Annotated in this window: 1 pseudogene; it reads left to right on the top strand. The window is 55.9% G+C overall.

Features of this window, described 5'->3' with window-relative positions:
* Positions 1-79: 79 nt before the first annotated feature.
* Positions 80-313, top strand: a pseudogene (locus P0G09_RS17385) (YcxB family protein); the annotation flags it as partial.

Genomic DNA, 313 nt, shown 5'->3' with positions numbered 1-313 from the left:
GCTTGTTTGAAAACAATATGGTACGATGCCTAAAAAGGAGTGATTTTCCAAGCCCCAAGTCTTGAGCATTTCCGTGGAGATGGATGCAGGTTCCTTCCACAAATTAGCAGCCTTTGACCGTTTGCGCCACAAAAAAGCCTGGCACCGGCCTCTGCTTTTTACGGCCATCCTGCTGGTATTTGCCGGCATCTGCCTCTCGCAGGTCGGCCAGCGGGAGGGTGCCCCCCTGCTGACGGTCGTTCGTGCGGTGGTGGCGCTGGGCCTGCCCGCCGTGTGGTTCTGGACCTTCTTCCATAACCTCAAGAACCAGATC

It is taken from the genome of Faecalibacterium sp. DFI.5.82, from assembly GCF_029076575.1.
Taxonomy (GTDB): Bacteria; Bacillota; Clostridia; order Oscillospirales; family Ruminococcaceae; genus Faecalibacterium; species Faecalibacterium duncaniae.
Note: the sequence above shows the minus strand (reverse complement) of the source record. Positions and strands in the feature narration are given on the sequence as shown.